Source organism: Streptomyces sp. 3-6, from assembly GCF_056323165.1.
Map to the genome: position 1 here is coordinate 103638 of NZ_JBWHZP010000005.1, position 18382 is coordinate 122019.

Here is an 18382-nt window from a genome sequence, read left to right on the forward strand (position 1 = left end):
CGTCCGCCGGGCCGCGCCGACGCGCCGATTGGTATTGACCAAGGGGGTGGGCCGCCCTATCGTCGCTGATAAGTGCAACAACCTTTAATAAACAAGGGCGCTAAAACGCCGCCGCACACGGCGACCGCGGAGGACAGGGTGGGGACCACGCAGCTGGAAACGGTGCCGGAACCGAAGTACTGGCATCTCAGGACCGTGCTCAGCGAGGCCCTGGAGACCGAGTTCTCCGTGGGGGAGATCCTGCCGAACGAGCGCGATCTCGCGGCCCGTTTCGGGGTCGCCCGCGCCACCCTCCGGCAGGCCCTGGAACAGCTCGAACTCGAAGGCCGGCTGCAGCGCCGCCGGGGCGTCGGCACCACCGTCGCGCCGCCGCGGGTGGGGGTGTCCGTCGGCACCGCTCAGCACGCCTGGCCCGGCGGTCCCGACGACGCCTGGCAGGCCCTCGACAGCGCCCTGGAGGTGCCGTCGGCCGCGATCGCCGAGGCCCTGGTCACCGGCCGGGACGAGCCCGTGCACGTGGTGCGCCGGTCCCGCGTCTCCCACGGTCAGCCGGTCGCCGCCGAACTGCTGTACATCCCCGCCGCCTCGGTGCCCGACCTGTCCGGCATCGACGCCCCGTCCGGCCCGGCCCGCGCGCGGGCGGTCCTGAGTGAACTGCAGCGCCTGGAATTGGAGCGGCAGGAGAACACCGTGGAGCTGGGCTCCGCCCGCGCGGACGACGCCCGCGAACTCGACCGGCTGCCGGGCGCCCCCGTCCTCGTGGTCACCACCCGCTACGTCGCCCGGGGCCGCACGGCCGCCCTCTCCGTGGCGACCTACCGCGCCGACACCTGCCGTCTGACGTTCGGCGACTCCGGCGGCGTCGAGATCCACCACGGCCCGGAGCGCCACGCCTCCTGAACGCCCCTCCCCGGCGCCGCCCGCCCGCGGCGCCCCCGGGGGACGCGCACGCCGCCGTCGCCCTCCGGGCGGGGCGGCGGGACGCGCGCGGTGAGCACCACGGGACCGGGGCCGACGGGAGCAGGACGGACGCCGGGCGCACGACGGCCGGACCGCGGCGCGGGCGAACCGCGACGCGGGCGGATCGCCCCGCCCGGTCCCGTCCTGCCTGGTCCCGTCCCGCCCGGTCCCGCCTGGTCCCGGACGCGTCCGTCCCCACCCGCTGACGGCCCCCTACCGCCGGGCCGTCACCGTGCCCTCCACGGCGAAGAGTTGCTGCTCCACGTGGTCCAGGGCGAGCCGTAGCGCACCGGTGGCCACCACGGCCTCGCCCAGCAGCGACAGCGCCACCCTCGGCGGACGCAGACAGTAGCGGGCCAGCTCGCGGCGCAGCGGCGCCAGGACACCGTCCAGCCCCGCCGCCCAGCCGCCGATCACCACCAGCTCGGGATCGAGCGCCAGCACCAGCGCCGCCACGTCGTGCACCAGCCGCTGGATGAACCGCTCCATGGCCGCGACGGCCCGCAGATCGCCCTCCCGCGCCTGGGCGAAGACCTGCGCGACGGCCTGCTCGTCCAGCGGGTGCAGGGGCTCGTCGGTGGTGGACAGCAGCGTCTCCGGGGTCACCTCCCGGCCCAGCAGGTGCAGCGCCCCGATCTCGCCCGCCGCCCCGCCGTACCCGCGGTGCAGCCGTCCGCCGATCAGCGAACCGGCGCCGGGGCTCAGCCCGGCCAGCACGAACACCACGTCGTCGGAGTCGGTGGCCGAGCCCTTCCAGTGTTCGGCGACCACGGCCGCGTTGGCGTCGTTCTCCACCAGCACCGGACAGCTGAAGGACCGGCCCAGCCGCTCGCCCAGTCCCAGCCCCGTCCAGCCCGGCAGCGCCGTGCCCAGTCGCACCGTGCCGTCCGCCTCGACGATGCCGGGCGTCCCGACGCCCACGGCGCGCAGCGCGTCCCGGTCGACCCCGGCCCGGCGCAGCAGGGTGGCGACGGCCGCCAGGAGCCGCTCCAGCCGCTCGTCGGCCGACGCCGTCTCCCGGACCTCGCCCGCCTCGGCGCCGATCACCCGCCCGTCCAGCCCGGACAGCAGCGCGCTCACCCGGTGCGGGCCGATCTCCAGCCCCAGCAGATGACCGGCCTCCGTGCGGAACCGGAACCGCCGCGCCGGCCGCCCCTGGCGTCGTGCGGTGCCCTCCTCGGCGGCCTTCTCCGCCACCAGGCCCGCCTCGATCAGGCCCTCCACGACGCCCTCGACCGTGGGCCGGGACAGTCCCGTGACACCGGAGATCTCGGTCAGCGTCGCGCAGTCCGTGGTCCGCAACGCGTGCAGCACCACCGCGGAGTTGATCCTCCGCAACAGCGACGGGTCCCCGCCGGTCAGCCGACCCACCGTCCGTCCTCCGAGTTCGTGCAGGTGTTGGCCGGATCGTACTCGTCGCCGCCCACCCCGGCGACCTCCGGGCACCGCACCCCCCCCTGGGGGCCCGCTCCCTCAGCCCGGCGTCACGAACCCCGACTCGTAGGCCGCGATCACCGCCTGCGTGCGGTCGCGCGCCCCCAGCTTCCCGAGCAGGGAACTGACGTGCGACTTCACCGTCTCCGCCCCCACCACGAGCCGGGCGGCGATCTCCGCGTTGGACAGCCCCCGCGCCATCAGCCGCAGCACCTCCGCCTCGCGGTCGGTCAGCCGCGCCGACCACGACGGGGGGCCCTCCGCCCGCTCACCCGCACCGTAGGAGGCGGCCAGTTGCCGCACCGAGGCGGGGAACAGCAGGGAGTCGCCCTCGGCGACCAGCCGTACCGCGTGCACGATCTCCGCCGGACGGGCCCGCTTCAGCAGGAACCCGTCGGCGCCCGCGCGCAGCGCGTCGTAGACGTACTCGTCGTTCTCGAACGTGGTCACCACCAGGATCTTCGGCGGCGCGTCGAGGGTCCGCAGCAGGGTCCGGGTCGCCTCGATGCCGTCCATCAGCGGCATCCGCACGTCCATGGCCACCACGTCCGGCCGCAGCCGCCGCACCAGCGGGATCACCGCCGCCCCGTCGGCGGCCTCCCCGGCCACCTCGATGTCGGGCTGCGCCTCCAGCACGGCCCGCAGGCCCGCACGCACCAGCGGTTCGTCGTCGACGAGCAGGACGGTGACCGGCATGCGGACAGCCTAGAGTGCCCCCCGGACCACGCCGCACCTGAGGGCCGCCGGGCACCGGCCTTCACGGGCCCGGGAACTGCCGGGCCGTCCGAGCGCGGTGCGGCGGCTCGGCACCGGTGCGCCGGCCGGGACGCACGGGTCAGCCCGTGGGCAGCTCGGCCCGCACCCTCCAGTCCTCCTGCTCGGGCCCCGTCCACGCGTTGCCGCCCAGGAGCGAGGCGCGCTCCCGTATGCCCCGCAGGCCGCTGCCCTCCCGGTGGCGGGGAGCGGCCGGCGGCAGCGGATTGCGCACGTCCAGGCACACCGTGCCGTCGGCGACGCCGATCCGCACCCGTACGGGGACCGCGCCGGCGTGCCGCAGCACGTTCGTCAGTGCTTCCTGGAGGATCCGGTACCCCTCCCGCGACACCGGCCCCGGCACCGTCTCCACCGGCCCGGTCACCTCGGCGTCGACCGTCGCCCCCGACGCCCGGGCGGACTCCAGCAGACGGTCGGCGTCCACGAGCCCCGGGCGGCCGCCGGCGGGCCTGTCCGGCTCGCGCAGGACCCGCAGGACGCGCTCCAGATCCTCCAGGGCCGCCCGGCCGGTCTCCTCGATGGCGCCGAGCGCCCGCTCGGTGAAGGCCGGGTCGCCCGCCGTCCGCGCGGCACCGGCCTGCAGGACCGCGACCGTCAGCGCGTGACCGATGGAGTCGTGCAGCTCCCGGGCGATCCGCGTGCGCTCCAGGAGCTGATCGGTCCGAGCCTCCAGCGCGGCCAGCCGCTCGGCGGGGGAGGGGCCGAGCAGCCGGCGCGCGGCAGCGGTGATCAGCTCGCCCAGCCCCACCACGGCCGCGCCGAACGCGATCAACGGGATCGGGGCGAGCAGCGCGTACGCCCAGTGGTGGGACGCGTCCCTCAACAGGGGTACGTCGTCGGGCACGCTCCCCACGGCCAGCTGGACCAGCGACACGGACAGCAACGGCAACCACACCGTGACGATCGTCGCCACCGCCCCCAGGACCAGCCGCACCGTGAGCCACAGTGCGGTGCGCCGCCGGTCACGCCAGGTCGCCGACGGCTCCTGCGAGATGCCCGGCTCCGGTTCACCGGACGTCAGCAGCAACCGCGCCTGGACGCCCTCGAGCCTGCGCACCGCCGGGACCAGCCCCATCGGAACGACCACGAGGGCGGGCAGCCAGGGCTTCGAGGGAAGGATCAGCGCCCAGACGGCAAACGGCAGCGCGGGCACCCACAGATGCAGCTGGCGTGTGTAGGTGACCCCGCGCAGGAACGGACGCAGGAAGCGGAACATCCCGGCATCATGGCAGGCGCCCGCCTGCCGTCGCCTCCCCCGCACGGGGGAGCGGATCTCCCCGTCCGGGGGAGGCTCCGGCCCCGGGCCGACGGCCATGCTGAGCCCATGACCAGCATCGACGTCAAGGACCTCACCAAGGAGTACGGCACCCGGCGAGCCGTCGACCACCTCACCTTCCGTGTGCGGCCGGGCCGCGTCACCGGCTTCCTCGGCCCCAACGGCGCCGGCAAGTCCACCACCATGCGCCTGGTGCTCGGCCTCGACCGCCCGACCTCGGGATCGGCGACCGTGGGCGGTCACCCCTACACCACGCTGGAACGGCCGCTGCACCGCGTCGGTGCCCTGCTCGACGCGCAGGCCGCGCGCGGCAACCGCAGTGGCCGCGACCACCTGCGGGTCCTGGCCGCCAGCCACCGCATCCCGGACCGCCGGGTGGACGAGGTGCTGGAGCAGGCGGGTCTGGCCTCGGCGGCCCGCCGCCGGGTGCGCACCTACTCCCTGGGCATGCGCCAGCGGCTGGGCATCGCCGCCGCGCTGCTCGGCGACCCCGAGGTCGTCCTGCTCGACGAACCGTCCAACGGCCTCGATCCCGAGGGCATCGTGTGGATCCGCACCCTGCTGCGCCGGCTGGCCGATGAGGGACGGACGGTGCTGGTCTCCAGCCATCTGATGAGCGAGACCGCCTCGTTCGCCGACCACCTGATCGTCCTCGGACGGGGGCGGCTGCTGGCCGACACCCCGCTGCGGGACTTCATCGAGGGGCGGGTGCGGCCCGCGGTCCGGGTCCGCACGTCCGACCCGGCCGCGCTCAGAGCCGCCCTGGCCGGTGCCGGCCATGACGTCCTGGACCACCCGGACGGGCACTGGACGGTGCCGGACGCCCGGGTGGAGGACATCGGCCGCCTCACCTCCGCCGCGGGGGTGCCGATCCTCGAACTCTCGGCGGACGAGGGGACGCTGGAACAGGCGTACCTCGACCTGACCGAGACCGAGACCGAGTTCGCCGCCCGCCACCAGGAGGTCTGACCATGTCGTTCGCACCCGTGCTCCGCTCCGAGTGGCTCAAGATCCGCACCGTCCGCTCGCAACCCGGCGCCCTCTTCGCGATGTTCGCCGCGACCACGGCCTTCTCGGCGCTCTCCGCGACCTCCGAGACGGCGGATCCGGAATTCGACCCGCTGTTCACGGCCCTGTTCGGGGTCGTGTTCGGGCAGATCGCCGCCGTCTCCTTCGGAGCCATGGCCGTGTCGGCGGAATTCCACGACGGCGCCCTGCGGCAGTCGCTGGCGGCGGTACCGCAGCGCGGCCGGTGGTACGCCGCGAAGATCGTGTCGATCGCCGTCCCCGTGCTGCTGGTGGGCCTGCCCACGGCGGTGGCGGGCCTGCTGGCGGGGCGTGCGGGGCTCGGCCCGGCGGCGAGCGGCCTCACCGTCGGTGAGCAGGTCCGCGCGGTGGTGGGCTGCGCCGTCTACCTGATGCTGATGGCGTTGTTCTCCGCCGGGCTCGCCACGGTGCTGCGCAGCCAGGTGGCCACGCTGTCCGTGCTGATCCCGTTCCTCATCATGGTGTCCTTCGTGGTCGGCGACATGTCCGGCTCGATCGCCGACGTCCTGCCGGACCGGGCCGGCCAGGTGATCCTCCACCAGTCCTACGACGGAATCCTCGGCCCCTGGGCGGGACTTGCCGTGAGCGCGCTGTGGACGGCGGCGGCCCTGCTGGCCGGGGCGTGGCGCCTGCGCCGCCGCGACGCCTGACCGGGGCCCGGGGCTGCCGCCTGCTGACGCCCCGCCAAGTGTCAGTGGCGGCGGGTTTACTGGAACCCATGGACATCGCCCGGCACATGGCCCTCCTCGACGAGCTGTGCGTCCGCCCCTTCCCGGCGGACCACGGCCTGTCGCACGGTCGTCCCCGGGGACCGGGACACCACGTCACGGTGCTGGCGGGTGGCCGGGGTCTACGCGGCGACCCGGCGTCGTGGGCGGTGACGCTCGAACAGGTCGAGGCGGAGTGCGACGCCCTCAGGGAACGGCTGACCGCGCGCTGGGGTCCGCCAGGCCTGTGGAACCTGCAGACCGTCCTGCTGCGGACCGAGCGGGAGGAGATACCCGAGCCCTGGGCGTGGCTGAGCGCCCGGGCCGGTACGGCGTGGCTGTGGGAGGTCGAGGGGACGGGACGGTGGGCCGCGGTGGCCGTCGCCGACCGGGACGGGGCCGGCGGGGTGCAGCTGCTGGCGGTGGTCAGCGGCATACCGCCGGCCTGACCGACCGGGAGGGGGCGGTCCGGGGGAGGGCGGGCCCGGGGCCCTACGCCCGCGCGGCCTCCCGCAGCCGGGCGAACTCCTCCGCCAGGGTCGTGGGCGTCCAGTGCGCGTTGAGCCCGCTCGGGTTGGGCAGCACCCACACCCGGGTGTCACCGATCGTGCGGTCCTGCGGCCCCACCCGGGCGGCGCGGTCGTCGAAGGCCACCCGGTAGGCGGTGACCCCGAGCACCGCCAGCCACCGGGGACGCAGCCGGGCCACCTTCTCCGCGAGCAGCCGCCCGCCCTCCTGGTACTCCCGCGTGGTCAGCTCGTCCGCCCGGGCCGTGGCCCGGGCCACCACGTTGGTGATGCCGAGCCCGTAGCTCAGCAGCTCCTCCTGCTCCGCGGGCGCCAGCAGCCGGGGCGTGAAGCCGGACCGGTGCAGGGCGGGCCAGAAGCGGTTGCCGGGACGGGCGAAGTGGTGGCCCGTGGCCGCCGTCATCAGGCCGGGGTTGATCCCGCAGAACAGGACGTCGAGGCCGTCCGCGACCACGTCCGGCACCAGCCGGTCACGGGCGGCCTCCAGCTCCTCGCGGGTGAAACGGGGCACGGAGCGGGTCAGAGGATCGCCCCGGGGGTGTAGCCGGCGGCCTCGGGGTGCTGCTTGACGATCGCGTCGATCCGCCCCACCACGGCGGTGACCTGGCCGCCCGCGGCGCCGGTGAAGGACAGCTTGTCCGCCATCAGCGCCTCCAGCTCGGCCCGGCTCAGCGGCAGCCGCTCGTCGGCGGCCAGCTTCTCCAGCAGGTCGTTGCGCTCGGCGCCCTGCTCGCGCATCGCCAGAGCGGTGGCGACCGCGTTCTCCTTGATCGCCTCGTGGGCGACCTCCCGGCCGACCCCCGCCCGCACGGCGCCCATCAGCACCTTGGTGGTGGCGAGGAAGGGCAGGTAGCGGTCCAGCTCGCGGGCGACGACCGCGGGGAAGGCGCCGAACTCGTCGAGGACGGTCAGGAAGGTCTCCAGCAGCCCGTCGAGTGCGAAGAACGCGTCCGGCAGCGCGACCCGGCGCACCACCGAGCAGGACACGTCGCCCTCGTTCCACTGGTCGCCCGCCAGCTCGCCGGTCATCGAGGCGTAGCCGCGCAGGATCACCATCAGGCCGTTGACGCGCTCGCAGGAGCGGGTGTTCATCTTGTGCGGCATGGCGGACGACCCGACCTGGCCCGGCTTGAAGCCCTCGGTGACCAGCTCGTGCCCGGCCATCAGCCGGATCGTCTTCGCCAGCGACGACGGCGCCGCCGCCAGCTGCACCAGCGCGGTCACCACCTCGTAGTCCAGCGACCGCGGGTATACCTGGCCGACCGAGGTGAACGCCTCGGAGAAGCCCAGGTGCCCGGCGATCCGCCGCTCCAGCTCCGCCAGCCGGTCCGCGTCGCCGCCGAGCAGGTCCAGCATGTCCTGCGCGGTGCCGACCGGACCCTTGATGCCGCGCAGCGGGTAGCGGCCCAGCAGTTCCTCCACCCGGCCGTACGCCACCAGCAGCTCGTCGGCGGCGGTCGCGAACCGCTTGCCGAGCGTCGTCGCCTGCGCGGCCACGTTGTGCGAACGCCCGGCCATGACCAGCTCGCCGTACTCCCCGGCGAGCCGGCCCAGCCGTGCCAGCACGGCGACCGTGCGGTCGCGCATCAGCTCCAGCGAGAGCCGGACCTGCAGCTGCTCGACGTTCTCGGTGAGGTCCCGGGAGGTCATCCCCTTGTGCACGTGCTCGTGCCCGGCGAGGTCGTTGAACTCCTCGATGCGGGCCTTCACGTCGTGCCGGGTGACCTTCTCGCGCTCGGCGATCGAGGCCAGGTCGACCTGGTCGAGGACGCGCTCGTAGTCGGCGATCGCCGCGTCCGGCACCTCGATCCCCAGGTCCTTCTGCGCCCGCAGCACGGCGAGCCAGAGCTGCCGCTCCAGCCTCACCTTCTGCTCGGGCGACCAGAGCGTGGCGAGCTCGGCGGAGGCGTAGCGTCCGGCGAGGACGTTCGGGATACGGGGCTTGGCAGGCGCAGCAGTCACGTGCACGGAGTCTACTGGCGGTTCCTGCAGGCAGCCGCCACGGGGTGATTCGGCGGAACCTCCAAAGCGGCTGGGTACGGCCCGACGCGACTCGGTGGGGCCCGCCGGGGCCCCGCACGGCCCGCCGCACCGCGGTGGCGGCTCGGCCGTGGCTCGGCTGGCCGCGTGGCGGCACGTCGTCGGCCCCGTCACCGCTGCTTGGGGGGCCGGCGCCGCTGCGTGGGAGCCCGGCGCCGCTCAGCCGAGGTCGTACGGGAGCAGCTCCGGCCGCTTGGGCGGCAGGCCGTCACCCGAGGAGCGGCCGGTCAGGCGGCGGCCGATCCACGGCAGCAGGTGCCGGCGGGCGAAACGGACGTCCTCGACCCGGCGGGAGGCCCAGCCCGGCGGCAGGGTGGCCGCCGGCGGGATCCGCCAGTCGGGGTCCTCGGGCGGGTAGCCGAGCGTCTGCCACACCGCCTCCGCGACCCGGCGGTGCCCCTCGGCCGTCAGGTGCAGCCGGTCGACGTCCCACAGCCGCGGGTCGGACAGGGCGGGCGCCCCGTACAGGTCCACGACCAGCGCGTCGTGCCGACCGGCGAGGTCCTCGACGCAGGCGAACAGGGCCTCCATGCGCGGCCGGAACCGCTCCAGCACCGGACCCTGCCGACCCGGACTGCGCATCAGCACCAGCTGCTTGCAGTGCGGGGCCAGCCGCTCCACGGCCTCGGTGAGCAGGTCGCGGACCCGCCCCATGTCGCACTTGGGTCGCAGCGTGTCGTTGAGGCCGCCGACCAACGTGATCACGTCGGGCCGCATGGCCGCCGCGGTGTCCACCTGCTCGTCGACGATCTGCTGGATCAGCTTGCCGCGCACCGCGAGGTTCGCGTACCGGAAGCCGGGCGTGACGGCCGCCATCCGGGCGGCCAGGAGGTCGGCCCAGCCCCGGTACGTGCCGTCGGGCAGGAGGTCCGACATGCCCTCGGTGAAGGAGTCGCCGACCGCGACCAGGCTGGTGTGGGAGGGGTTCGTCTGCATGGCCCGACGATGGTATCCGGTCGACATACCCAGCGGTCGGTCGGCTCCCCCGCAGCTCAGGACCGCTGTTCGAACAGCTCCCGCAGCTCGTCTTAGGCCCGCTGTGCGGACAGCTCCCGCAGCACGTCTCAGGCCCGCTGTGCGGACAGCTCCCGCAGTGCGGCTCAGGCCCGCTGTCCGAACAGCTCCTGCAGCACGTCCTCCATGGTCACCAGCCCCGCCAGCTTCCCGTCGGCGCCGAGCACCGCGGCCAGGTGGGTGCGGCTGCCGCGCATGGCCGTGATGACGTCGTCGAGCGGGGTGCTCTCCCGGACCCGCGCGATGGGGCGCATGTCCCGCAGCCGGAACGGCATGTCCCTCGGCGAGGCGTCCAGGGCGTCCTTGACGTGCAGGTAGCCGACGATCCGCCGGCCCTCGTCCACCACCGGGAAGCGGGAGAACCCCGACTCCACGGACAGCTCCTCCAGCCCCTCCGGGGTGACCCCCAGGCGCGCGTAGACCACCTGCTCCAACGGCATCACCACATCCCGGACCGGGCGGCGGCCCAGCTCCAGGGCGTCGTTCAGCCGCTCCCGCGCCCGGTCGTCGATCAGGCCGGCCTCGCCGGAGTCCTTGACGATCTGGGCCAGCTCGGCGTCCGAGAAGGAGGCCACGACCTCGTCCCGCACCTCGACCCGCAGCAGCCGCAGCAGGGTGTTGGCGAAGGCGTTGATGGTGAAGATCACCGGACGCAGCGCGCGGGAGAGCGCGACCAGCGGCGGGCCCAGCATCAGGGCGCTGCGGGTGGGCTCCGCCAGCGCGATGTTCTTGGGCACCATCTCGCCGAGCAGCATGTGCAGGTAGGTGGCGAGGGTCAGCGCGATCACGAAGGAGACCGCGTGCCCCGCACCCGGGGGGACGCCCGCCGCCTCGAACACCGGCTCCAGCAGGTGGGCGATGGCCGGTTCGGCGACCACACCGAGGACCAGGGTGCACAGGGTGATGCCGAGCTGCGCGGCGGCCATCAGCGCCGACACGTGCTCCAGACCCCACAGCACGCTCTTGGCCCGCCGGTCGCCCCGGTCGGCGTGCGGCTCGATCTGACTGCGGCGCACCGAGATCAACGCGAACTCGGCGCCCACGAAGAAGGCGTTGACGACGAGGGTCGCCAGACCGATGAGCAGCTGTACCGCGGTCATCGCCGCGCCCCCTTCTTGTCCTGCCCGTGCCCGCCCGTGACCCGGTCCCGCGCGGGTTTCCCGTCCGCACCGTCACGGCGGCCCCCGCGACCCCCGCGGCCGTCACCGCCGCCCCCGCCGTCCCCGTCGTCGTCGGGGGAGAGGCGGGCGTCGTCGAGCGGGGCGTGGAGCAGCAGGCGCGCGGCCCGGCGGCCGGTCGCGTCGACCACCTCGACCCGCCAGCCGGCGACCTCGCACACGTCGCCGACGGACGGGATCCGGCCCAGCTGGGTGGCCACCAGCCCGGCCAGCGTCTCGTACGGCCCCTCCGGCGCCCGCAGGCCGACCCGGGTGAGCTGGTCCATGCGGGCCGAACCGTCCGCCGAGAACAGGGCGTGCCCCTCCTCGTCGGCACCGGCCCGGGCCAGGTCGGGGGTCTCGTGCGGGTCGTGCTCGTCGCGGACCTCGCCGACGACCTCCTCGACGATGTCCTCCAGGGTGGCCACCCCCGCGGTGCCGCCGTACTCGTCGATCACCACGGCCATGGTGCGCCGGCCGGAGAGCCGGTCCAGCAACCGGTCGACGGTCAGCGACTCGGGGACCAGCAGCGGGTCGCGCATCATCTCGGACACCGGCACCCGCCCGCGGCGCTCCGCCGGTATGGCGAGCACGTCCTTGACGTGCGCGGTCCCCACCACGGCGTCGAGGGTGTCCCGGTAGACGGGGAACCGGGACAGCCCGGTCGCGCGCGTCGCGTTCGCCACGTCCTCGCAGGTCGCCCGCACGTCCAGGGCGACGACCTGGACCCGGGGCGTCATCACGTTCTCCGCGGTGAGGTCGGCCAGGTTCAGGGTGCGCACGAACAGTTCCGCGGTGTCCGGCTCCAGGGCGCCCTCCTTGGCGGAGTGGCGGGCGAGGGCGGCCAGTTCCTGCGGGCCGCGCGCGGACTCCAGCTCCTCGGCGGGTTCCAGGCCCAGGCGGCGCACGATGTGGTTCGCCGTGTTGTTCAGGTGGGTGATGAAGGGGCGGAAGGCGGCGCTGAACCAGCGCTGCGCGTTCCCCACCCGCTTGGCGACGGTCAGCGGCGAGGAGATCGCCCAGTTCTTGGGCACCAGCTCGCCGACCACCATCAGGAACACGGTCGACAGGGCGGTGCCGATCACCAGCGCCAGTGAGCGGGACGCCGAGGCGGAGACCCCGACGTCCTCCAGCGGCCCGGCGATCATCGCCGCGATCGACGGCTCGGCGAGCATACCGACCACCAGGTTGGTGACGGTGATGCCGAGCTGCGCGCCGGACAGCTGGAACGTCAGGTTGCGTACGGCTTTGAGGGCGCCCGCTGCGCCCCGCTCACCGCGTTCGACCGCACGCTCCAGCTCCCCCCGCTCGACCGTCGTGAGGGAGAACTCCGCCGCGACGAACGCGCCGCAGGCGAGCGAGAGCAGGATCGCCACCAGGAGCAGGAGCACTTCGGTCATCGGGACACCTCCGTCCCATGGTCGGACAGGACCGGGAGGGATGCGCGGTGTCGCGAGGAGGCACCACGGCGCGCGCGGGCGCTACGGCGTGGACAGGGAGGCTCGCCCATGGGCGGACGCACACAACCTTTCATGGAGGACCGAGTGGCCATCCAAGAGTAAAGGATGGGCAAAAGGCGGTTGGACGGGTCGTGGATCACGCGCCGAGCGGCTTCACCCAGCGGCGCCACCGTTCCTCCGGCCCGTAGCCGGCCGCGCGCCACGCGTGCTGCGCGGTCGTGTTGCTCCGCAGCACCATCGCGTCGGCCCGACGGCCGCCCAGCGCCACGAACCGCTCCTCGGCCGCGCCGAGCAGCGCGGAACCGACGCCCTGCCTGCGGTGGTCCGGGTGGACCGCCAGCCGGTACAGGTGGCACCGCCAGCCGTCGAAACCGGCGATCACCGTCCCGACCACCTCCCCCTCCCGCTCGGCGAGGATCAGCGCCTCGGGGTCGCGCGCGATCAGCCGCTCCACACCGGGCCGGTCGTCGCTGATGCTGGTGCCCTCGGCGGCCACCTTCCAGAAGGCCAGCACGGTGTCGAGGTCCTCGGCCGTGGCGGCCCGTACGCGCAGCTCGTCCATGGGCCGATCCCAGCACGCGGGACGGCCCCGCGGACGGGTTTTCCACGATCCGGACCGCGCCGCCCCGCGCGTGGCGGCGGCCGTGCCCGGGCCGCCCGCCGACGGGCGCTCAGTCGTGGGCGATGGCCTCCAGGACGTTCATCCGGGAGGCGCGCAGCGCCGGCAGCAGGGCCGCCGCGACGCCGATCAGGGCCGAGCCCACCACCACCGCGACGATGGTGGTCCAGGGGACCGCGAACGCGGTCAGACCCTCCAGGGCCAGCACCCGCTGCACGCACACCCCCCACACCAGTCCCAGCGCCAGCCCCAGCACCGCGCCGAAGACCGCGATCACCACCGACTCCAGCCGGACCATCCGCCGCAGCTGCCGCCGCGACAGCCCGATCGCCCGCAGCAGCCCGATCTCCCGGGTGCGCTCGACCACCGACAGCGCCAGCGTGTTGACCACGCCCATCACCGCGATGACGATGGCCAGCCCGAGCAGGGCGTAGACGAGGTACAGCAGCACCGCGATCTGGTCGTGCACCAGCTCCTTGTAGTCGGCCTGATCGCGCGCCCGGACCTGCGGGTAGGGCTCCAGCGCCGTCTCCAGGCGGTCGCCCAGGGTGCCGGCGTCCGTGCCCGGCGCCGCGTTGACGTACAGGGCGGAGTCCTGGCCGCCGGGCAGGTACCGCTCCACGGTGGCGATGCCCAGGAACAGCCCGCCCCGCATGCCGAAGCCCTCGCCGCCCGCCAGGTCGGTGAGGGCGGCCACCGTCAGCTCGGCGCGCCGCCCGCCGGGGAACTCGACCGGCACGGTGTCGCCGACGCGCACCCCGTGCTCCGCGGCGAAGTCCGCGTCCATCGCGAGGTTCCCGTCCGCCAGGGCCGCCGCGGTGTCACCACTCGTGTACGTCACGTTGGCGACCTCGTCCACCCCGTCGTCGTACCCGGCGGCGGTCGTCTCGATCCGCTCCCCGTCCGGCAGCCGCACGGCCATCGGGGCGAACCGCTGCCGCACCACCCGGCCCACCCCCTCGGTGTCGCGCACCCGCTCGGTCAGCTCCGGGGTGAACGGCAGCAGGTTGGCGTTCTGCACGACGAAGTCCGCGCCGAGCGTCCGGTCGATCTGCTCGTCGAAGGACCGGGACATCGAGGCGCCGGCCACCGACATCCCGCCGACCAGGGCCAGCCCGACCATCAGGGCGGCGGCCGTGGCACCGGTGCGGCGCGGATTGCGCAGGGCGTTGCGCCGGCTCATCCGCCCCACCGCGCCGAACAGCACCGGGAAGGCGGCACCGAGCACCCGGATCACCGGACGCACCAGCAGCGGCCCCGCGACGACCGTGGCGACCAGGGTGAGGAACACGCCGGCCCCCAGCAGCAGGGCCGCCGTGGACGTCTCCCGCGCCACCGCGCACCCCACGAGCGCCGCGACGCCCAGCGCCCCCAGCACCGCGCCGGCCACGGCGCGGGCGCGCAGCGGCCGGCCCACCCCGGCGACCTCGGCGTCCACGAGCGCGGCCATCGGCGACACGCCCGCCGCGCGGCGGGCGGGAAGGTAGGCGGCGACGAAGGTCACGCCGAGCCCGACGGCGTAGGCGATGACGGGAGTGGACCACCCGATGACCATCTCGGCCGCGTCGAGGTTCATGCCGACCAGGCTCATCAGCCCGATCAGGCCGTAGGCCAGGCCGATCCCCGCCGCCAGCCCCAGCGTCGACCCGACCAGGCCGAGCAGCACGGCCTCGGCGAGCACCGACCGGCGCACCTGACGCCGGTCGGCGCCGAGCGCCCGCAGCAGCCCCAGCTCACGGGTGCGCTGGGCGATCAGCATCGAGAACGTGTTGACGATCAGGAACACGCCCACCAGCACCGCGATCCCGGCGAAGCCGAGCATCACGTACTTGATCACGTCGAGGAAGCCGCCGAGCTGCTCCGCGGACGTCCGCGCGGTCTCGTCGGCCGTGCGCACCGTGTAGGGACCGGGCCCGAGGGCGGCGGTCACCCGCTGCTTCAGCACCTCGTCGGTGACGCCGGGCGCGGCCGTGAGGGAGACGGCGGTCGCCAGGCCGGCGGAGCCCAGCAGCTCGGCCGCGGCCACCTCGGGGTCGAGGAAGACCAGGGCCGCGCCCGGGTTGGTGGTGGTGAAGGTGGCGATGCCGACGACCTCCACCCGGAACGAGCCGGGCCCGGCCTGGATCGTCAGCGTGTCCCCGATCCCGACGTCCTTGGCGTCGGCGGTGTCCGCGTCGAGCACCGCCTGTCCGGGGCCGCGGGGGGCGCGGCCGGAGGTCAGCTCCACCACGCTGTGCTCGCTGAGGTGCCAGTCCACGGCCAGGGTGGGCGCCCCGGTGGTCGACCCCAGTGCCCGGTTGTCGGCGTCCACCACCGTGACGTTGCCGGCCTCCACGTCCGGGTGCGCCGCCGCGACGCCGTCCAGCCGGGACAGCCGCTCGGCGAGCGAGGCCGGCAGGGTCCGCAGCGCGCCCGTGGGCACGGAGGACTCCAGGTCCTCCCGGGGTGTCACGGTGACGTCGGCGGACGAGGAGGCGAAGAGGCGGTCGAAGGTGCGGGAGACCGTGTCGGAGAAGATCAGACTGCCCGCGACGAACGCCACCGACAGCACGACGGCCAGCGCCGACAGCAGCAGCCGGCCCTTGTGGGCGAGGAAGCTCCGCAGCGTCGCCTTCAGCACGGGCTCAGTCCTCGCCGCCCGGTCCCGGTCCGGCCGGGGCGCTCCCGTCGGCGGCAGCCGGTCCCGGTGGCCGGTCCGCGCCGTCGGGCCGGGCGCGGATCACGTCGAAGCGCTTCATCCGCTCCAGCACGGTCTCCGCCGTGGGCCGCGCCATCTCGTCGACGATCCGGCCGTCCGCCAGGAACAGCACCAGGTCCGCGTGGGCGGCGGCGCCCGGGTCGTGGGTGACCATGACCACCGTCTGGCCGAGCCGGTCCACGGCCTCCCGCAGCATGCCCAGCACCTCCAGCCCGGCCCGCGAGTCGAGGTTGCCGGTCGGCTCGTCGGCGAAGATCAGCTCGGGGCGGGACGCCAGCGCCCGCGCGCAGGCCACCCGCTGCTGCTGACCGCCGGACAGCTGCGCGGGCCGGTGCGTGAGCCGGTCCCGCAGCCCGAGGGTGTCGATCACCTGCCGGAGCCACCGCTCGTCCGGCTTCTGCCCGGCGATGTCCATCGGCAGCGTGATGTTCTCCCGCGCGTTCAGGGTGGGGATGAGGTTGAACGACTGGAACATGAACCCGATCCGGTCGCGGCGGATCCGGGTCAGGTCGCGGTCCTTCAGCCCCGTGATCTCGGTGTCCCCGATCCACACCCGGCCCGCCGAGACGGTGTCCAGCCCGGCCAGGCAGTGCATCAGGGTGGACTTCCCCGAGCCCGAGGGACCCATCACGGCGGTGTACCGGCCGCGCGCGATGTCGACGTCGACGGCGTCCAGGGCGAGCACGGCGGTCTCGCCGGATCCGTACGCCTTGGTCAGGCCGCGGGCGCGGGCCGCGACCCCGTCGGCCGACGCCCGTCCGGGCGCGTGCTCCGCGGTAGGTGTGGACAAGACCGCCTCCTCGGGGTGGGGCGCACGCACGGGACCCGTCTCGACCGGAACGTGCCGTGCGCCCGAGGGTAATGTGACGCGGCCCACAACCGGTATCCCTTCGGGGCGCGTCGGCCTGCGCTCGGGGCCGTGCGCCGGATCCCGTCGCGGCCGGCGCCCGGCGGGCGCACGCGGGAGGCCGGCGGTCCACGCGTCCCGCTCCACCCCGCCCCGCCGTCCTCCCGGTCCGCGCGGCGAGGGGGGCGTGCGCCGGCGGGCCGACCGGCCGCCCGGGACGGGTGCCCCGCGCCGGTCCGGACGGGTCGGGTGCGGTCCCGTCAGCTTCCGCCCGGCGGTCCGGAGGGCCCCGCGGTGGCGTCCGCCGCGTCCGCCGGCGGCCGCCAGGCCGTGCCCAGGGAGCAGAACGAGGCGGGCAGCACCGGGCCGCCCTCCGGCATCAGCATCCGCCGGTAGGGCCCGAGCACGAACCCGGCCTCGCGCAGCGCCGCCACCGGGTCACGCGACAGATGACAGCCGCCGGCCAGCGGCGGGTACACCGTCCGGTCCAGCGCCCGCTGGGTGAACCGCATCGCCCGGCCGCCGCCGCTGCCGTGCTCGAAGAACCGCACCTCACCGCCCGGCCGCAGCACCCGCCGGAACTCCGCCAGCGCCCGCGGCACGTCCCGCACGCTGCACAGCACCAGCGAGACCACCACCGCGTCGAACGCCTCGCTCTTGACCGGCAGCGCCTCCGCTGCGCCCGGCGCCACGTCCACCGGCACCCGGGAGCGCAGCGCCGCCTCCACCGCCAGGGAACGCAGCCGGCGCTCGGGCTCGATGGCCACCACCTCGGCGACCGTGCCGGGGTAGTGCGCGAAGTTCAGACCGTTGCCCGCACCGACCTCCAGCACCCGGCCGGACAGCCCGGCGAGCAGCCTGCGCCGCACCCGGGCCATCCCGATGCGGGTCTCGGCCGCGACGCTCGCGCGGGCGTACCAGCGGGCGAACAACGGATGGTGCACGCAGTCCTGGAGCCGGCCGGGACAACCGGCGGACCGTGGGCGCATGAGGACCTCCCTGGACGGGGCCGACGGGCGCCCGGGCCACGGCCGGCGCGCGCCCGTACCGCAATTCTCCCCCGCGAAGGGCGTCCCGCACCCCGCCCGCGACCCGCCGGCCGGCTCAGGGAGCCTCGCGGGCCCCGAACGCCTCCGCGTCCCAGGTGCCGTGCAGGCGCGGCGCCAGCCAGCCGGGCGCGGCCGACCGGAAGGCGGCGGGGGACAGCCCGCCCGCGCCGGCCGGCACCGCCCCCAGCAGGGGCACCCCGCTCACCTCCGGCAGGTCCGCCAGGTTGCAGCGGGCCGCCAGGTCCGGGGAGGCGGGCCAGCTGCCGAGGACGACGCCCGCCGGCTCCAGGCCCCGGCGGCGCAGCTCACGCACCGTCAGTTCCGTGGCGTTCAGCGTGCCGAGGCCGGCCGACGCCACCACCAGCACCGGGGCCGCCAGCATCCCGGCCGCGTCCGCCAGGGTGCCCCCGGCCGGGTCGAACCGGACGAGCAGGCCGCCCGCGCCCTCCACCAGCACCAGGTCGTGCCCGGCCGCCAGCTTGCCCGCCCGCTCGGCGACGTCCGCCGGACGCACCGGCGGACGTCCGGCCCGCCGCGCCGCCGTGGCCGGGGCGAGCGGTTCGGGGTAGCGGTCCGTCTCCTGCGCGGTCACCGCGCCGGCCAGCCGCAGCACCTCCTCGACGTCACCGGGCTCGCCCGGCCGCACACCGGTCTGCGCCGCCTTCAGCACCGCCACCGACCGGCCGGCCGCGACCGCGGCGGCGGCCATCGCCGCGGTCACCACGGTCTTGCCGACCTCCGTCCCGGTGCCCGTCACCACCAGTACCGCCACC

Annotated in this window: 17 protein-coding genes; 4 read left to right on the forward strand and 13 right to left on the reverse strand. The window is 75.1% G+C overall.

Annotated features, from left to right (window positions below):
- Positions 1–138: 138 nt before the first annotated feature.
- On the forward strand, positions 139–900 hold the full coding sequence (locus AC02VZ_RS09345) for a GntR family transcriptional regulator (protein WP_476475084.1): 762 nt from the start codon (positions 139–141) through the stop codon (positions 898–900).
- Between the two features lie 273 nt (positions 901–1173).
- Here AC02VZ_RS09345 and AC02VZ_RS09350 read toward each other — a convergent pair whose 3' ends face one another.
- The 3 genes from AC02VZ_RS09350 to AC02VZ_RS09360 form a co-directional block, all read right to left on the reverse strand.
- Positions 1174–2331 (reverse strand): ROK family protein, encoded by a 1158-nt coding sequence (locus tag AC02VZ_RS09350; protein WP_476475085.1) that lies wholly within the window; start codon positions 2329–2331, stop codon positions 1174–1176.
- Positions 2332–2433: 102 nt separating this feature from the next.
- On the reverse strand, positions 2434–3090 hold the full coding sequence (locus AC02VZ_RS09355) for a response regulator transcription factor (RefSeq protein ID WP_476475086.1): 657 nt from the start codon (positions 3088–3090) through the stop codon (positions 2434–2436).
- Positions 3091–3229: 139 nt separating this feature from the next.
- Positions 3230–4384 (reverse strand): sensor histidine kinase, encoded by a 1155-nt coding sequence (locus tag AC02VZ_RS09360; protein WP_476475087.1) that lies wholly within the window; start codon positions 4382–4384, stop codon positions 3230–3232.
- A gap of 108 nt (positions 4385–4492) precedes the next feature.
- Between AC02VZ_RS09360 and AC02VZ_RS09365 the strand changes: the two genes are divergently transcribed.
- From AC02VZ_RS09365 to AC02VZ_RS09375, 3 genes are all read left to right on the forward strand, one after another.
- On the forward strand, positions 4493–5413 hold the full coding sequence (locus AC02VZ_RS09365; RefSeq protein WP_476475088.1) for an ABC transporter ATP-binding protein: 921 nt from the start codon (positions 4493–4495) through the stop codon (positions 5411–5413).
- Positions 5414–5415: 2 nt separating this feature from the next.
- Positions 5416–6141: an ABC transporter permease gene (locus AC02VZ_RS09370; protein ID WP_476475089.1), complete on the forward strand. Its 726-nt coding sequence runs from the start codon at positions 5416–5418 to the stop codon at positions 6139–6141.
- A 68-nt stretch (positions 6142–6209) separates the two neighbouring features.
- On the forward strand, positions 6210–6647 hold the full coding sequence (locus tag AC02VZ_RS09375; RefSeq protein WP_476475090.1) for a hypothetical protein: 438 nt from the start codon (positions 6210–6212) through the stop codon (positions 6645–6647).
- Between the two features lie 43 nt (positions 6648–6690).
- On the opposite strand, the gene mug is transcribed toward AC02VZ_RS09375, so the two are convergent.
- From mug to bioD, 10 genes are all read right to left on the reverse strand, one after another.
- On the reverse strand, positions 6691–7236 hold the full coding sequence (gene mug, locus AC02VZ_RS09380) for a G/U mismatch-specific DNA glycosylase (RefSeq protein ID WP_476475091.1): 546 nt from the start codon (positions 7234–7236) through the stop codon (positions 6691–6693).
- 8 nt (positions 7237–7244) lie between these two features.
- On the reverse strand, positions 7245–8687 hold the full coding sequence (gene purB, locus AC02VZ_RS09385) for an adenylosuccinate lyase (protein WP_432053617.1): 1443 nt from the start codon (positions 8685–8687) through the stop codon (positions 7245–7247).
- Positions 8688–8924: 237 nt separating this feature from the next.
- The gene (locus AC02VZ_RS09390; protein ID WP_476475092.1) at positions 8925–9701 is read right to left on the reverse strand and encodes an SGNH/GDSL hydrolase family protein; all 777 of its coding nucleotides are present in this window, start codon (positions 9699–9701) and stop codon (positions 8925–8927) included.
- 164 nt (positions 9702–9865) lie between these two features.
- A complete protein-coding gene (locus AC02VZ_RS09395; protein WP_476475093.1) occupies positions 9866–10879 on the reverse strand; it encodes a hemolysin family protein in 1014 nt (337 codons plus the stop codon).
- A complete protein-coding gene (locus tag AC02VZ_RS09400; protein WP_476475094.1) occupies positions 10876–12336 on the reverse strand; it encodes a hemolysin family protein in 1461 nt (486 codons plus the stop codon). Before AC02VZ_RS09400 ends, AC02VZ_RS09395 begins: the two co-directional genes overlap by 4 nt.
- Positions 12337–12532: 196 nt before the next feature.
- Positions 12533–12958 carry a GNAT family N-acetyltransferase gene (locus AC02VZ_RS09405; RefSeq protein ID WP_476475095.1) on the reverse strand — a complete coding sequence of 142 codons (426 nt, stop codon included), beginning with the start codon at positions 12956–12958 and terminating at the stop codon, positions 12533–12535.
- Between the two features lie 109 nt (positions 12959–13067).
- A complete protein-coding gene (locus AC02VZ_RS09410) occupies positions 13068–15635 on the reverse strand; it encodes an FtsX-like permease family protein (protein WP_476475096.1) in 2568 nt (855 codons plus the stop codon).
- Positions 15636–15639: 4 nt separating this feature from the next.
- Positions 15640–16503: an ABC transporter ATP-binding protein gene (locus AC02VZ_RS09415; protein ID WP_432053623.1), complete on the reverse strand. Its 864-nt coding sequence runs from the start codon at positions 16501–16503 to the stop codon at positions 15640–15642.
- Positions 16504–16820: 317 nt separating this feature from the next.
- Positions 16821–17549, reverse strand: a complete 729-nt coding sequence (locus tag AC02VZ_RS09420; protein WP_476475097.1) for a class I SAM-dependent methyltransferase — start codon at positions 17547–17549, stop codon at positions 16821–16823.
- A 115-nt stretch (positions 17550–17664) separates the two neighbouring features.
- A complete protein-coding gene (bioD, locus tag AC02VZ_RS09425) occupies positions 17665–18381 on the reverse strand; it encodes a dethiobiotin synthase (RefSeq protein WP_476475098.1) in 717 nt (238 codons plus the stop codon).
- Position 18382 lies beyond the last annotated feature (1 nt).

Bases quoted from the DNA above. Each gene is read 5' to 3' on its own strand.
- AC02VZ_RS09395 (WP_476475093.1), bottom strand. From the start codon at position 10,879: ATGACCGCGGTACAGCTGCTCATCGGTCTGGCGACCCTCGTCGTCAAC.
- AC02VZ_RS09370 (WP_476475089.1), top strand. From the start codon at position 5,416: ATGTCGTTCGCACCCGTGCTCCGCTCCGAGTGGCTCAAGATCCGCACC.
- AC02VZ_RS09390 (WP_476475092.1), bottom strand. From the start codon at position 9,701: ATGCAGACGAACCCCTCCCACACCAGCCTGGTCGCGGTCGGCGACTCC.
- AC02VZ_RS09400 (WP_476475094.1), bottom strand. From the start codon at position 12,336: ATGACCGAAGTGCTCCTGCTCCTGGTGGCGATCCTGCTCTCGCTCGCC.
- AC02VZ_RS09420 (WP_476475097.1), bottom strand. From the start codon at position 17,549: ATGCGCCCACGGTCCGCCGGTTGTCCCGGCCGGCTCCAGGACTGCGTG.
- AC02VZ_RS09365 (WP_476475088.1), top strand. From the start codon at position 4,493: ATGACCAGCATCGACGTCAAGGACCTCACCAAGGAGTACGGCACCCGG.
- AC02VZ_RS09355 (WP_476475086.1), bottom strand. From the start codon at position 3,090: ATGCCGGTCACCGTCCTGCTCGTCGACGACGAACCGCTGGTGCGTGCG.
- AC02VZ_RS09375 (WP_476475090.1), top strand. From the start codon at position 6,210: ATGGACATCGCCCGGCACATGGCCCTCCTCGACGAGCTGTGCGTCCGC.
- AC02VZ_RS09405 (WP_476475095.1), bottom strand. From the start codon at position 12,958: ATGGACGAGCTGCGCGTACGGGCCGCCACGGCCGAGGACCTCGACACC.
- AC02VZ_RS09360 (WP_476475087.1), bottom strand. From the start codon at position 4,384: ATGTTCCGCTTCCTGCGTCCGTTCCTGCGCGGGGTCACCTACACACGC.